The following is a 13,387-nucleotide window of genomic DNA, read 5'->3' as shown; positions in this document are numbered from 1 at the left end:
ATTTACGTCAACTGGAAGGTGCCGCCGTCGGCTTGGACAGCCGTCCGGATCTGGACGCAGCACCGGTCGATGAGATGCTGCCATCCGGGCCCGCGCCCCCGCTATGGTTAGCGAAAGGCTTCTCGCAGTCGAGGTCAATGGTCGGAAGGACGAGGGCGCCGAAAAAGGGCAAACGAACCCCCATAGGGGCCCGGGTTACGTTCATTGCGATGATGGACAAGGACGTCATCGCGGACATCAAGCAGGTGGCCATCGACGAGCATCGGGCAGCCTGGGATATCATTGAGCAGGCCGCGACGGAGTTTCTGAAGCGGAGGAAAGCAGGGAGAACGCCCTGAAATTCTACTGTTTTTCCTTGCAGTTGAAGGAGCGTAACGGTTCAATCCATCGGCTGAAGGACCGATGATGAAGCTGTTTGGTTATCTTCCGGAGACCCTCTTCAAGCCTCTATCGGGGCCGAAGAAGCACGTCTACGCGCGCCTGCTGATGCGTCTCTACGAGAGGGTCTATTCGGCACGGATCCTCGAGACGCCGCTCAGGGAAGAGGTCGTGAAGCAGATCGAAATCGGCCTCTCGGAGTTCGGCATCGGATCGATGGGCGAGCTTTCCGAGGGCGACCCTGAGGAAGATCAGACCACGAGCCAAGCTCATTACCTTGCCTACTATCGACTGCGCGACACCGGTTGGCTCACGGAAGAGACCGAGAAGTGGCGCACCTACGTCGACATGAATCCGGACGCGTTCATGGTCCTGGGCGCGATCACCGACTTCGGCAACAGCCGGGTGCGCGTCGCCGGAGCCGTTGTCGACGTCAAGAACAACCTTGAGGCCGCGAACCGCGAGCCGGAGACCATGGCCCAAGGTCTGGCTAACGCGCACGACACGGCCCTGCGGTTCGCCCGCAGCATGCGCCGGATTCTCGCCGGCATGCGCGAGATCGAGGACCGCATTCTGGGCAATCCAAACGCGGCGGCCATCCTCCGCACTTTCTTCCAGGACTTTGTCGACGGGCTGCTGATCGCTGACTACAAGCAACTCAAGACGTCCAACAACCCCTACCGTCATCGCCGCACGATCGCATCGCTCGCGGGCGACATGCTTGCGGACGCCCAGTGTCTCGGCAAGATCGCGCGCGCCTACATCGAGCAGGGTGTGATGGCTGCGGGCGCCACGATCGCCACAGCCGAGGAACGAGTCATCGCGGAGCTCGAGAAGATCAAGAGCGTGTTCGAGGACGTCGGACCGTTCATGGACAAGATCGAGGACTTCCGGGACCGCCTCGAGCGCCGCATCCGCACCACCGTCCACTACATGGACGTCATGGGGGAGGGGTCCGCCGAGCGGATCGTCCGGCTGATCGAGCAGATCTCGAAAGTCGACAGCGACGAGGTCGAGATCCGTTTGAGGTCGCCGGATGTCGCACTTCCGATCACATCACTCGCGCTGTACACCCCGCCGCCGCCGAAGGCTCCGCCCGAGCGGACGCGTTTCAAAGTGCCGAAGCAGGATCCCTATCTGCGCGCCTATGTCCAGGCCACGACCGAGTTCGACCGGATGGTGCGCGTGTCCGATCAGAAGCTGCTCGAGTTCGCTCGCCGGCAGATGCAAGGTCGAGATGCAATGTCCTCTTCCGAGATCGAGATCCAGAGCGTTCCGGATCTCTTTGCTTACCGAGCCCTTCCGAATCTGGCGGCGGTGGGCCGCTCTGTGCGTTTGGGTGAATTCACGATCGCGCTCGAGAAGGAGCGCACCTCTAACGACTGGATTGACGTGACCGCATTCCGTATCGAGAGAACGAGGACCTCGGCCGATGCTGCGTGATCTTTCCAAACTGATCGACGACGAGGATTCCGAGGGCGGCGACGGCGACCGGTTGCAGAAGGATCTGCGTCAGGCCGCGCAGTCGCTCTGGCGCGCCCAGTTCATCTATGAAAACGACTGGGGCATGAAGACCTCTTACGAGGTGCTCCGTCGCTACATTGGCTACTTCGAGAACCTGTTTGACGCCCTGGGTTACCGCGTCGTGGGCAGGCCGAACGACGGATACGTCGGCCTCGTGGCGAACGAACTGCCTCCCCGTCAGAGCATGAAACTCGACGAGAGCCTGCTCCTGCTGGTGCTGCGGCTCCATTACGAGGAGGCGTTCACGCGGTTCGAGGCTAAGGAATTCGGCGAGGTGGAGGTCGAGAGCGAGCAGATCCTGCAGATCTACGAAGACCGGACCCATCGGGAGCGACCGAACTTCGGGCGCGTGAAGGAAATCCTAGCCGGCTTCAGGCAGCGCGGGCTCGTCCGGATTGAGGATCGTGACGATAGGAACTTCACCCTGTTCCTGCGGCCTGCCCTGCCGATCGTGGTCTCAAAGGACACCCTCGGCTCTCTGGAGGAGTTTGTCTCGCGCTCCACCGCGGCGACGGCAAAGACCGACGCCGCGAGCGAGGTGCAGGCGTGATCGAACTGCGTCGCATCATCCTGATCGACTGGTACCTGTTCCGGGCACAGCAGGTCGACATGCGCGGCATGACCGCGATCATCGGCCCGAACGGGGCGGGGAAATCGGCGATCATCGACGCCGTGCAGACCGTGCTCTCCGGCGCGAGTATGGCCAGCATCCGGTTCAATCCGAGCGCCCAGAGCAACGTCAGGAGCAAGCGGACGCTGCGAGACTATTGCCTTGGCGTGGTCTCGCTCGACGAGAAGGGCGAGCGGTCGGAGCCGACTCGCCAGCATGCCTACACCTACATCATCCTGGGCTTCGAGAATCTGGAGGACGGCTCGGCGGTAAGCCTGGGTGTGGCTTTTTCGGCATCGGCATCGAGGAGCGACGAGTTCTGCGAGGCGCGATTCATTGCCAAGGGTGCGATGATGAAGGAAGACATCCTCGCTGCGGTTGGCGACGATGAGGTCGAGACGCTGCAGTGGCATGCGGTGCGCACCGCGTTGCGCGCCCGGAATATCGAAGTGGACGACGCGTTCTCCAGCGCCACGGACTTCGTGGCGGAATCGCTCCGGGTCTTATCGCCGACAGGCTTCCCGCTCGACCCGAGGCGCTTCCAGAAGGCGTTCCGGAACGCGCTGCTGTTGAAGCCGGTGGACAATCCCACGGACTTTGTCCGGAACTACGTTCTCGACGTTCAGCCCCTCCAGGTCGATAGGCTTCGGCGCGGGATCGAACATTGGCGTTCGCTGACCCGCCGTATCGAGGAGTTGAGGGCGCAGAGCGCGAGCCTCGCCGGAATCATCCGCATCGTCGGCCGCGCCGTCGAAAACGAACGGATTATCGCGGTCACCAATTGGCAGATTGCCCGCCTTGATTGGGAGAAGTTCCGGCGGGATGCGCGACGTCAGGAAGAGAACATTGCGCAGCTCAAGAGCGCCGCTGCAAAAGCGGAAGTGGAAGCGATCGCTGCGTCGACCCGGCACTCGACGCTCGAAACGGAGCTCAAGGCCGTCGAGTTGTCGATCAACACCAGTGACGGCGAACAACTCGCTCAAATGTATGAATCGGACAAGAATTTCACCATGGGTGAGCGCGCCAATGCAATGGTAGCGGTCAACGAGATCGATGGGCTCATCGCCTCGATCAAAAAGGCCGTCGAGCGCAATCTGCTGGTCCGCCGGAACGATTTATTGCATGCATTGCTGAGTGCAGTCGTGGTCGCTCGGGGAAGAGCGCCACTTTCCGAATGGGACAAGACGCTCCCGGAAGACTGGAAGGATAGCGCCTCGCATCTGGATGCGGCGCTTGCCGCAGTCGATCAGGAACTGCTCGCGGCGGTCCGCAAGACGTTCTCGGATCTCCATTTCAACGCCCGTGTCGCGACCAAGGATCTTCAGGATCGCATTGATCAGATCGACAGCAATCTCAGGCGAATGGACCAGGGACTGAGCCCCATCGAGCGTGGCACGCGGGAGTTGATCGACCAGCTTCGTTCGCATGGCATCGAAGCTGAACCCTTGTGCGACCTGGTGGAAATCCGCGACGATAAGTGGCGGATGGCGGCTGAAGCCGTCTTGGGGCGGTCCCGAGAGGCGCTGATCGTCGACCCTAGTCGGGCGGTGCGCGCCCTCGAAATCTATCGGGAAGGCGGGGAGTATTCGTTTCAGCACGCTGAGGTCATCAACACCACGAAGACCGACAGTACCAGGCCGCCCGAAAAGGGCTCGCTGGCACAGATCATCGGCACGGATAACCGGCACGCGCGGGCCTTCCTCAACTATCGCCTCGGCCGACTGATGATGGTGGAGACCATGGACAGGATGGTTGCCGCTGAGAACGCCATTACGCCCGATCGCATGATGCAGGGCGGCAGGACGGTCCGGCGGCTTCCCAAGCCGGAGTACCTGAAACTCGGTCGCGCCACCCAGGCCCAAATGCGCCGGCAACTTCAGACCGAGCGGGAAGAGCTCGAGCTCAAGCTCGCCGAACAGGCTCGCGAGGTGGGGCGCTTGGAAGAAGAGGCCCGTCTCTTCGAGGGCATGTTCGCGCAATTCCAGAAAGTACAGGGCGCGGGGCTGAGCTGCTTGTTGTGCGGCGCTACGTTGGTCGAATTCGATCGCAAGATCTCGGATGCTGAGAAGAATATCCAGGATGCCAGGCGTAATCGCGATCCCAAGCTCATATCAGAGCGAGATCGTCTGCGGTCTGAAGCGGCGATGGTCGCCCGGCTGAAAAACACGACTCAAGTGACCTTCAACGGGGCACAAACGGCGCGGGACCGCGCCGAGGGCGCATACGAAATCTATGTGAAGGAGAACCGCGACCACTTGTCGTCGGTCCGGCGCGGTCGCGCGCGCCAGATGCGGGATAGCTTTCCGCAGCCGACGGCCATGCGCGAGTACCGGGGGCAGGTCCCTGCGATCGCCACTGAATCTATACAAAACCTCATCGCTGGCTTCGTGGCCGATCGGGATCGCCGCTCGACGGATCGCCGCTCGAGTCTCATGCGCGAAATGACCGGCGCAATGAACAAGCATGGTCAGGAATTCCATGTCGTGCCGCCATTCACGGCTGAAGAAGCGACGCCGGCGGCCGTTGAGAAGTGGGCCGCGGCGGAAAAGCAGCGCCTCGACACACATGAACTGGTCCAATACGAGGAGCAGTGCCGGAACGCCGCGACCGAGATGACCTCGGCATTCCGCGATGATCTCCTGCATCGCCTCGACGACGCCTTCGCCGGCATTAAGGCCACCCTGAACGAGCTCAATCGTCACCTCAAGGATCGTCAGTTCCACGGGCGCGACTACTACTCGTTCAAGGCGCTGGAGGCCCCGACCCATGTCGACATGATCGAGCTCGTCGAGGAATCCAGGAAGCCAGAGTTCAATCTGTCTCTCTTCGGGGATCGCAGCGGCGACGCGAACTCTCCCATGATCCGGGCGGTTCGCCAGATCGAGGAGATCCTGTCGAATGTGGAGGCGCGGACCGAGGATATCGAGGACCCGCGCAAGTATTTCAATTTCGAACTCTACATCCAGGATGCCGAAGGCAAGATCCGATCGTCGCTGACGAGCCGTGCGGGCACGGGATCCGGTGGTGAAGGCCAGTTGCCCTTCTACATCGCCATCGGTGCCTCATTGGCCGCCACATACCAGAACCGGCGCACCGGCGAGAGCGGACTGTCGCTCGCCATCTTCGACGAGGCCTTCAATCGACTGGACACGAAGGCGATCGGTCAGTGCTCGGAATTCATGCGGGATCTCGGGCTCCAGGTCATGCTGGCCACCCCCGACGAAAAGCGTCACGTGTTCATGGAAGTGGTCGACACCGTCGTGAATGTGAACCGGCTCGGCAACCAGGTGATGATCGACACTGAATTCCTGACCGAGAAGGCCCGCGACGCGATCGTTGCGATAGACCCATACCGGAAGGGCTTCGACGTGTTCAAATCCGAGCTGATTGCTGTCGAGAAGGCTGCGGTCATCCCCCAGGACCAGGCGGCGGAATGACCGACGTTCGTACACCGGATGCCGGCGTCGAATTCCTTGACCGGCTCCTGGAGCGGAGCGAGCGCAAACCTGATCGCTCCCGGCCGGCTTCCGCGGCTCCGGAGTACGACAGGCTATCGACCGCGCAGCAGGTTAGCCGCTTCCACGATCAGATGGCGGCGGCGGAGAGGTTCGGCGCCGTCGAACTGCTGCGGGGCAAGAGAGACCGGAGCCATCTGATCGAGCGGGTTCGCGTGCGCGATCCTGAATTGCTGGCCAGACACCTGGGGCGTCCGCCGGCGCCAGCGACCGCGCAGCGCGTCAGGAACGAGCTGCTTCCGGTCGCTACGGCCGGTGAGCCGTGGGTGGTCGGCCTATTGGATGAGATGACGGCTAGGTGGACCCGCAACGAGCCCGCCTATCGCCTGACGGCCGGCCAGGCCGATGCCGCCAAGGAGTTCTTCACGCTGTTGGCGTCCATCTCGCGGCAGGAGGCCAAAGGACTGGACGCGCGAACCTTCTCCCAAAAGGCGACGAACGACACGAAGGCGTTCGATCGGCACGCTTCGCGGCTCGCCGCCGTTCTCGGCGTCCAGATCGGGCAGCCCGGTGCAGCGGCGGACGTAGTCTGGGCGCACATCGGCCTGGAGCGTTTCAGCCACCCTGTTCATCTGAAAGGGCCTATTGCCGTGGACGGGGCCAGTGGCCGCGTGGTCGACGGTCGCGCCAAGCCGTTCGCATCAATCCATCCGGAGATGCTCTCGCAGCTATCGGTCTTGGTGCGGCCGACGGCCGTCCTGACGATCGAGAACTACGCGAGTTTCAATCGGCAGGTTCGCGAGATCGAGGACGGCAGCCTGGTCGTCTACACCGGCGGTTTCCCGGCGGCGGGAGTCATCGAGCTCCTGTCGAAGGTTCTGGTGACCGTGCCGGCCGAGGTGCCGTTCCTTCACTGGGGCGATGTAGATGCCGGCGGTCTGCGGATTTTCAGGTATTTGGAGGAAAACTTGCCGCGTGGGCCGCGGCCGCACCTGATGACCAAGGAGCTGGCCGAGAAGGCCGGGCAGCCGGCCGATCCGGAGCCGAGCCTAGGGTCGATCGCAAGATCCGAAAGCGCTATCCGCAATTTGGCTGACTGGCTGGCGTTTGGATCCGATGTGCGCCACCTGGAGCAGGAGGCGCTGGAGCCGCGGTCCGTCGTGCCAGCTGCGGATCACGGCCCAGGCTGAGCGTCAGGAAAACAGGCGCAAGGGGGAGCAGGTGTGCAGCTGGAAACGAAACGGTTTTGGGGCATGACGGCCGATCGTTCGCGCCTAATCTTCTTATGAAGTCAAAGTCATACATCGCATAGGCCTTCAAAACAGGTGGAAACGGCAGTGGAGTTTCTCGATTGCGCTTGCGACAATCGGCAACTCCATGGGACGGTCTCGTAATTACGGCGCCCATTTGATCGGTGCCTGCATTTATGACGAAACTGAGCGATGGGGCGACGTAGCAATAATTCGGCGGGGCTGGGCCTATTGATCGTTTTGGGTCTCGTTTTTTGGGCCCTGAGCGCGGCGTATCACTTCGTCCTGCAAAATGGCGCTGCCATCGCAGGGTTTGCGATTGTTGTGGGGGTGCTACTCCTGATCTGGGCGATAGGGTCGCGGGCGCTGTTTTCGGGCAAAGCTCCCCCGCCGTTCCCCGCGCAGACCGACCAGGTATCAGTCGCCGCGCCGATGAACCGGCAGGCAGCAAAGCGGGCTCCAGCGCGGTGGGTTGATCCTTCGGAAACTGTGGTCGTGCAGGGCGCGCAGATCCCGGGCGGGTTGTTCTATCTGGGCGATTTCGTGCAGTTGGACGACCGGCGCTTGACGGATCAGTACGCGATCAGTCCGAAGCTCTCCGCGAGCGCAACTCGGCCTGACGTCGAAGGAAGTTCGATGCCCTATTGGCCGTCCTATGCCGCCATCACTCCTGCCGCCCGCCGCGCCTTCCTGAACTGGATGGCCGAAGGGCGCAGCAGCCGAGCTTACGGCGTGGGGCACGTGTTCCTTTTTTTCTACGGTCTGGAGCACCGCGCCTTCATCGAGACGAATCTTGCGTCGTTGCCTGCTCTCATTCAGGAAGTGGAGCGGCTGCTGACTGTGTATGCGGACAACAACTCCTTCCGCGGCTACGCCACGCGCTTTTTGAGCTATGCCAGAATAGCCGCCGGGATTCCGATCTCGCCGCCAACTCCTTCCCCGGAGCGGACAGTCTCCTCGGAAGTGGATGTCGCGATCCGACTGCACCTCGGGCGGGCGCTTCAGCAGGATGGAGCGCTCGGCTCCCACGACGCCTTGCTGTGGGCGCTTGCAATTCCGGACGTCTATCTTCGGACGCCCGCAGTCCGGTGCTTCGAGGAATTCGAGCGGCTCTTCCGCTATCGGTTCAACGAGCGCTATCCCAGCGGCCTTGCGCTTCGAGCAACGGGCAACATCCGCCTCAGCTATAAGGCCGCGAGCGGCGCGTTCGAGGTTCCCATAGCGGGTAGTCACGAGAGATATCCGGACATTTGCCAGACTTCGGGAAAGGGGCCGGCCGATCTGAAGAGGATCGTGCAGGAGTGCACGGACGAACTCGACAGCTTCAGTCGCTTCGTCGGACGGCGTCCCGACTCCCGCGAGTCTATGCAGGCCGCGCTTTTGTTGCCGGAATCGCTGCAACGAGACCCTGCGGATAGCCGCATTCACCTCTTTGGCCAGAAGATGCACCGCTCGATGGGCGAACACAAACGCGCCAGCACGAAGATGCGCAACATGCTGGAGGCGGCGGGCTTCGACATGCCGGCGAACGGGAAAGTCACGCCCACGCTTGCCGACCAGCTCGGCTCGGCTCTGGACCGCATCGACATCGCGATAGAGCCGGATCGCCGCTATGGGAGCGGCGTCCCTCAACTCGAGGATCAGGTCATCATCTTCAAAGCGGATGGCGGCGGAAAGGTCGATTCCGACCGATCCAGCTACAGAGCCGTGAAGGCTCAGGTTGAGGTGGCCGTGTTGGCCGCGGCCGCTGACGGCGATGCCTCCGCCGACGAGCTCAAACGCGTGGTCGCAGGAGTTCGAGACGCCACGGATCTATCACCGATCGAGCAGGCACGGCTGATCGCCTACGCCGCGACCGTGTTCAACAGTCCGCCCAAGCAGGACCGGATAATGCGCAAGCTGGGCGAGCGCAGCCCAGAGGAGCGCACGATCATCGCCGATGCCGCACTAGCGATCATCGCTGGCAACGAGAACGTTGATGCGAGCGAAGTGCGCTTTCTGGAGCGGCTCCATAAGGCGCTCGGTCTTCCAAAGGAACGGGTGTATTCCGCCTTGCATCGCGCAAGTCCAACCCAGGCAGCCGACGAGCCCGTTGCCATCTCACAAGAAGTCCGTGCCGAGGGGGTACCAATCCCCATCTCGGAGAAGGCGCCCATTCCGGCCGAGACGGCTAAGACGCAGGCGGAGTCGGCGCCGGCATCGACGATCCGCATAGATGCCGCCCGGCTTGCACGTACGCAACGGGAGACCCAAACGGTTTCCGCGCTCCTGGCGAATATCTTCGAGGAAGACGCGCCATCCCCGCCCGAACCAGCTCCCGTCCCCTCTGCCTCGGCCGGCTCGCTTGAGGGGCTCGACGCCGCCCATGCCGAGTTGGTCGAACTTCTCGAAATCAAGGGATCTCTGCCGCGGACTGAATTCGAGCAGCGCGCGAAGGACCTCAAGCTGCTGCCGGACGGGGCCATCGAACGGATCAACGATTGGGCCTTTGACCGGTTCGAGGAGGCAATCATCGAGGACGGCGAGGACGTCGTCATGGTAGAGCACCTGCGCAACAGGCTGGCTGAACTGAGAGAAGCGGCATGAATCCATCCACTGCACGCCCGATCAAAGCGAAGGACCGGGACACCATCATCCAGGCGCTCGCCGCCGGCGTGGTGCCACGCATAGGGCTGCCGCACATCCAGGTCGGCCGCGCGGCGGAGATCACCGCGCTGGTTCGCGACATCGAACGGATCTCCGACGGCGGCGCCGGCGTTCGCTTCATCATCGGCGAATACGGTGCCGGCAAGACGTTCTTTGCCAACCTGATCCGTCTCATCGCGTTGGAGCGGAAGTGCGTCACCGTCCACGCCGATCTTGCGCCGGACAGACGCATCCACGCGGGCGGCGGACAGGCGCGGGCGCTGTACTCCGAGGCCATTCGCAATATGGCCACTCGCACGAAGCCGGACGGCGGCGCGCTGGGTGCGGTAATCGAGAGGCTGGTCACTGACGCTGTGAAGGAGGCCGCCGATCGGCAGCTTTCGGTCGAGACCGTGATCGATCAGAAGCTCGCTCCCATTCAGGATTTCGTCGGGGGATACGATTTCGCCGTCGTGCTGAAGGCCTATTGGCGCGGCAGCGAACATTCTGACGAGTCGTTGAAAACATCGGCCCTGAGGTGGCTCCGCGGGGAGTTCTCGACCAAGACGGAAGCCCGCCAGGCGCTTGGGGTGCGGACCATCATCGACGATGATAACGTCTACGACTCGCTAAAATCCCTCGCTTGTCTGACGCGGTTGGCAGGATATGCCGGCCTGATCGTGATGTTCGACGAGATGGTCAACATCTACAAGCTGCAGAATTCCCAGGCCCGCAATCAGAACTTCGAGGAAATCCTTCGCATCGTGAACGATGCCCTGCAGGGCAATACCACCGGCATCGGCTTCATGATGTGTGGTACGCCGGAATTCCTCCTCGACACGCGGCGCGGCCTGTACAGCTACGAAGCGCTTCAATCGCGTTTGTCCGAAAACCGCTTCGCGGCGAACGGGCTGGTCGACTATAGCGGTCCGGTCATCCGACTGCAGAGCCTCACGCCGGAAGATCTCCTCGTGCTTCTGTCCAACATCAGGAACGTCTTTGCTGGCGGTGACCCCGCGAAGTTTCTGGTGCCGGACGAGGCCTTGACCGCTTTCATGGATCACTGCAATCGCCGCATCGGAGAGGCGTATTTCCGGACGCCACGCACCACCGTCCGCGCGTTCGTGCAGATGCTCGCCGTTCTTGAACAGAACCCAGGCGCACGCTGGCAGGACCTGATCGGCGGGATCCAGATTGCGCCCGATGCGCCCGATATCGCCGTCACGGAGGAAACGACGCAGTCCGCGGGAGGGGAGGGCGATGAGCTCACCAGTCTCCGTATCGGCAACTGAAGGGGCCTTCGATCGGCTTCATCCGAAGATCAGACGTTGGATACGCGACCAGGGCTGGGATGAACTTCGCGAAATCCAGGCACGCTCCATTGGCACCATTCTCGACGGAGCGGGGGACGTCGTAATCGCTGCTGCGACCGCCGCCGGAAAGACGGAGGCGGCGTTCCTGCCGATCCTGACTTTGATCGCGGAAAGGAAGGGCGGCGGATTCTCTGCAATCTACGTCAGCCCTCTGAAGGCGTTGATCAACGACCAATTCCGGCGACTGGATGAACTCTGCGAAGCGATGGAGATCCCTGTCGTCAAATGGCATGGGGACGCCTCTCAGGCGGAAAAGCGGAAGGCCATCGCGAAGCCTTCGGGTATCGCGCTGATTACGCCTGAATCGATCGAGGCGATGTTGACGCGGCGCCCGGGCGATGCGCATCGCCTTTTTGCGTCGGCAGAATTTATCGTCGTCGACGAACTCCACGCATTCCTGCAGGGTCCGCGCGGACTGCATGTGGCCAGCCTTCTGAAGCGCATCGACGCGATGGCTCGGAAGCCAGCCCGCAGGGTCGGATTGTCGGCTACCATCGGTGATCTGACCCAAGCTACGACCTGGCTTCGTCCGTCGGCTCCGCAAAATGTCGATCTTCTTGTCGCGAAGGCGGATTCTCCAGAGTTGCGGCTCCAGATACGTGGCTACGTCGAGCCGCCGGATCTCGACGATCCCGATCATGCGGAAGGAGGCAGCCAAGACGCTCAACTGCCTAAGCGCATCGCGCTGGACGCGATCTGTGACCATCTATTCTCGACTTTGCGCGGCACGAACAATCTGGTCTTCGGCGGGTCTCGGCGAACCGTGGAGTCGGCCGCCGACCGTCTCAGGCGCCGATGCGAGAAAGCGGGCGTTTCGAATGAGTTTTATCCTCATCACGGCAGTCTTTCGAAGGTTCTCCGAGAGGATCTCGAGATTCGGCTGAAGGACGGCAACCTGCCGACGACGGCGGTATGTACGTCGACGCTCGAGCTTGGCGTCGACATCGGCTCCGTCAAATCGGTCGCCCAGGTTGGCGCGCCTCGCTCTCTTTCGTCTCTGCGACAGCGTCTCGGCCGAACTGGTCGGCGGCGCGGGACCCCGTCGATCCTACGCGTGTACGTTCGCGAGCCCTACGTCGACGTCAAGTCGGGGATTCTCGACCAATTGCGTCCGAATACTATCCGGTCGGTGGCTGTGGTCCGCTTGCTGCTAGCTGGGTTCGTCGAGCCTGCTGCGCCCAGCCCGGAAACGACCTCCACACTGATCCATCAAGTTCTGTCCGTCATCGCCGAACGGGGCGGCATCCGTCCGAAGCCGTTGTTCGATCTGCTGTGCGGGCCGGGACCGTTCAACTCGATCGATACGGCGGACTTCGCGCAGCTGCTGCGTCATCTGGGATCCGGTGAGGTCCGGATGATCGAACAGGCGCCAGACGGCGTCCTGATGCTCGGTTCGGAGGGCGAGAAGATCGTGCAGTCGCGCGATTTCTTCGCTGTGTTCGAGAGTTCGGAGGAATGGCGTCTCACCGCGGCCGGGCGCACGCTCGGTACTCTCCCGATCTCGTTCCCGGTTCATAAGGACAGCCTGGTGGTCTTCGCCGGGCAACGGTGGATCGTTCTCGACGTCGACGAGGCCGGAAAGGTCCTGTCGGTCGCTCCGCATCCGGGAGGCATGGTGCCGCGGTTCGAGCCATCTCACGGTGAGGCCGCGCACGACCGATTGTTGGCCGAGATGAGGGCGGTCTACCTCGACAACGATGTTCCGGAATACCTGGACAAGGCAGCCCAAGAACTGTTGGCCGAAGGGCGCGATACCTTTCGGGCGCTCGACCTCGATCGGCGCTCCCTCATCCAGGAAGAGCGCGACCTCCACCTCTTCGTCTGGAGGGGCTCGCAGACGACGGCCGTCTTCAGCGCTGCGCTCGGAATGGCCGGCTTGGAGTGCGGTGTCCACGATTTGGGAGTGACCGTGCCCGAGACCACGCCGGCGCAGATGGTGCCCATTCTCGAGAAACTCGGCTGCATGTCCGCGCTCGACCCTATGGACGTCGCAGCTTTCGTGAAGAACGTACGCTCAGGGAAGTTTCAGGACTTCGTGCCGGAGGCGCTCGCTCAGAAGCAGTGGGCACTTCAGAACGGGCAGTTCGTTGGCACGGCCACGGCAATCGCCAAGACTTTGCGCTGACCATCCGCCGATCCTCACCGGACGCGTGTGTAGCTCCGGGAAAGGAG

Annotated in this window: 8 protein-coding genes; all 8 read left to right on the top strand. The window is 62.3% G+C overall.

Features of this window, described 5'->3' with window-relative positions:
• The first annotated feature begins 209 nt into the window (after positions 1–209).
• The 8 genes from LMTR3_RS39935 (at position 210) to LMTR3_RS33440 (ending at position 13,340) form a co-directional block, all read left to right on the top strand.
• Entirely contained in the window at positions 210–338 is a 129-nt protein-coding gene (locus tag LMTR3_RS39935) for a hypothetical protein (protein WP_283809340.1), read from the top strand.
• A gap of 64 nt (positions 339–402) precedes the next feature.
• Complete coding sequence (locus LMTR3_RS38810; protein ID WP_065749210.1) at positions 403–1,821, top strand: Wadjet anti-phage system protein JetA family protein; 1,419 nt, start codon at positions 403–405, stop codon at positions 1,819–1,821.
• Complete coding sequence (locus LMTR3_RS33465) at positions 1,811–2,452, top strand: DUF4194 domain-containing protein (RefSeq protein ID WP_065749209.1); 642 nt, start codon at positions 1,811–1,813, stop codon at positions 2,450–2,452. The genes LMTR3_RS38810 and LMTR3_RS33465 overlap by 11 nt, the downstream gene beginning before the upstream one ends.
• Positions 2,449–5,949: an SbcC/MukB-like Walker B domain-containing protein gene (locus LMTR3_RS33460; protein WP_065749208.1), complete on the top strand. Its 3,501-nt coding sequence runs from the start codon at positions 2,449–2,451 to the stop codon at positions 5,947–5,949. The genes LMTR3_RS33465 and LMTR3_RS33460 overlap by 4 nt, the downstream gene beginning before the upstream one ends.
• Positions 5,946–7,157, top strand: a complete 1,212-nt coding sequence (locus tag LMTR3_RS33455; protein WP_065749207.1) for a Wadjet anti-phage system protein JetD domain-containing protein — start codon at positions 5,946–5,948, stop codon at positions 7,155–7,157. The genes LMTR3_RS33460 and LMTR3_RS33455 overlap by 4 nt, the downstream gene beginning before the upstream one ends.
• Before the next feature lie 252 nt (positions 7,158–7,409).
• A complete protein-coding gene (locus LMTR3_RS33450) occupies positions 7,410–9,803 on the top strand; it encodes a TerB N-terminal domain-containing protein (RefSeq protein WP_065749206.1) in 2,394 nt (797 codons plus the stop codon).
• Positions 9,800–11,134: an ATP-binding protein gene (locus LMTR3_RS33445; RefSeq protein ID WP_028348689.1), complete on the top strand. Its 1,335-nt coding sequence runs from the start codon at positions 9,800–9,802 to the stop codon at positions 11,132–11,134. The genes LMTR3_RS33450 and LMTR3_RS33445 overlap by 4 nt, the downstream gene beginning before the upstream one ends.
• Positions 11,103–13,340, top strand: a complete 2,238-nt coding sequence (locus tag LMTR3_RS33440; RefSeq protein ID WP_065749205.1) for a DEAD/DEAH box helicase — start codon at positions 11,103–11,105, stop codon at positions 13,338–13,340. The genes LMTR3_RS33445 and LMTR3_RS33440 overlap by 32 nt, the downstream gene beginning before the upstream one ends.
• The last annotated feature ends 47 nt before the right edge of the window (positions 13,341–13,387 follow it).

Origin of the sequence: Bradyrhizobium sp. LMTR 3, assembly GCF_001693485.1 — a bacterium.
Classification (GTDB): domain Bacteria; phylum Pseudomonadota; class Alphaproteobacteria; order Rhizobiales; family Xanthobacteraceae; genus Bradyrhizobium.
Note: the sequence above shows the minus strand (reverse complement) of the source record. Positions and strands in the feature narration are given on the sequence as shown.

Bases quoted from the DNA above. Each gene is read 5' to 3' on its own strand.
- LMTR3_RS39935 (WP_283809340.1), top strand. From the start codon at position 210: ATGATGGACAAGGACGTCATCGCGGACATCAAGCAGGTGGCCATCGAC.
- LMTR3_RS38810 (WP_065749210.1), top strand. From the start codon at position 403: ATGATGAAGCTGTTTGGTTATCTTCCGGAGACCCTCTTCAAGCCTCTA.
- LMTR3_RS33465 (WP_065749209.1), top strand. From the start codon at position 1,811: ATGCTGCGTGATCTTTCCAAACTGATCGACGACGAGGATTCCGAGGGC.
- LMTR3_RS33455 (WP_065749207.1), top strand. From the start codon at position 5,946: ATGACCGACGTTCGTACACCGGATGCCGGCGTCGAATTCCTTGACCGG.
- LMTR3_RS33450 (WP_065749206.1), top strand. From the start codon at position 7,410: ATGGGGCGACGTAGCAATAATTCGGCGGGGCTGGGCCTATTGATCGTT.
- LMTR3_RS33445 (WP_028348689.1), top strand. From the start codon at position 9,800: ATGAATCCATCCACTGCACGCCCGATCAAAGCGAAGGACCGGGACACC.
- LMTR3_RS33440 (WP_065749205.1), top strand. From the start codon at position 11,103: ATGAGCTCACCAGTCTCCGTATCGGCAACTGAAGGGGCCTTCGATCGG.